The organism is Lacticaseibacillus sp. 30 (assembly GCF_053819265.1).
The window spans coordinates 1-1,580 of record NZ_JBSOQX010000062.1; the positions used below are offsets into that span (position 1 = coordinate 1).

The following is a 1,580-nucleotide window of genomic DNA, read 5'->3' on the forward strand; positions in this document are numbered from 1 at the left end:
AGCTATTCGTTCTCAAAAAAGATGGATACTGATTTAGTCTTAAAGACCCCTGAAAGCGCGGTTAAAAATCGAACCATTACTGGGGACCTGATTATCCACACAGACTTAGGATCACAGTACACCAGCGATGATTACAATCAACGTTTAACTGAACTACATATCCGCCACTCATACAGCTGTAAGGGTTGTCCGTATGATAATGCGCCAATGGAATCCTTTCACGCTTCCCTCAAAAAGGAATGTGTTTATCCAGTGCCGGTCTTTGAGAATTATGAAACTGCCGCTGCTGTCCTTTTTGAATATGTGCATGCTTTCTACAATAGGAAGAGAATTCATAGTTCACTGGGCTACCAGACCCCCTTACAAGTTGAAATCGCAACACTTACGAGCCAAATGGCCGCCTGATTTAATGCTTTCCATGGTTCAAATAAGTTATTAATCACGATTAATGATTTATTTTAGCTGTGGAAGGTAAACGCGGTTCTGAATGTCTCTTAAAACCTGTCTCAAATATTGACTTCAATCCAATCCATTTTTGAGTGCATAAATTTTCCTTTCTTGACATATATCAATTTTAATAAGTTTAGAATAGCATATAATGGATTTATAATGAAGAATTGGAGGGATCATTCATGACTAAAAAATACGTTGCTAACATCGTACCACTAAACGCAGAAGGCATTGGAACGGCACCCCATGGAACTGCCACCTTTGTTGAAGACGGTGACCAATTACACGTGGCGATTGAAATGTTTGATACACCTGCAAATACGCAACACTGGGAACATTTCCACGGTTTTCCAGATGGTAAGGCGGCCCAAATTGCCACGATGGCGCAGGATGCCAATCATGACGGATTTGTCGACTTGCCAGAAACTGAACCAGTCTCAGGGACAACGATGGTGCCATTTGACAACGCCCCACATCACATGGACGTGCCAAATGATAACTACCCAGTCGCTGACGCCCAAGGCCACTTTGCCTACGAAATTGATGTGCCATTAGCTGATTTGCAAGCGAAGTTCAAAGAAGTCTTTGGTACCGATGACTTGGAACTCGACAAACGGGTCATCTACATTCACGGCGTACCACAAGACTTGGCTTTACCAGCCACCGTTGCTGGTGAAGTTGGCGCCTACGATGCACACGTCACCTTACCAATTGCGGTTGGGAAGATTGAAGTCGCAGACTGACCTAAAATTTGAAGTAAGCTAAAACATAACGACCGGATGAGCCTATCACATGACAGGTTCATCCGGTCGTTATGTTTATTTCTTTAGACTATCGACGGAAGCCTTGAAAACGCGAAATCGATTGACGATTATGGTTCCGACTGGCGAAGCACGGATGTTTTTGATTCAGCGCCTCTTGAACCTGGATGTAAGCTGATTCCTGAGACAACTTTTAAGAGAGGGTATAATGAATAAATCATCTCTCAAAAGGAAGGAATTTTTACATGCCAACCCGTTACGACAAAGAATTCAAACAAAACATTATCAACCTATATAAGCAAGGCGAATCAGCTGCCCAACTGGCCAGAGAATATGGCATTGGCTATTCAACAGTTCATAAGTGGATCT

General features: G+C 42.7%; 3 protein-coding genes. All 3 read left to right on the forward strand.

The window, feature by feature from the left end:
* On the forward strand, positions 1-405 hold a 405-nt coding region (locus ACWPAB_RS15225; protein WP_019896729.1), incomplete at its 5' end, for an integrase core domain-containing protein.
* A gap of 227 nt (positions 406-632) precedes the next feature.
* Positions 633-1,193 carry a hypothetical protein gene (locus tag ACWPAB_RS15230; protein WP_016374492.1) on the forward strand — a complete coding sequence of 187 codons (561 nt, stop codon included), beginning with the start codon at positions 633-635 and terminating at the stop codon, positions 1,191-1,193.
* Positions 1,194-1,456: 263 nt separating this feature from the next.
* Positions 1,457-1,580 (forward strand): IS3 family transposase (locus ACWPAB_RS15235; RefSeq protein ID WP_016374491.1); only part of this gene is annotated, 124 nt, incomplete at its 3' end.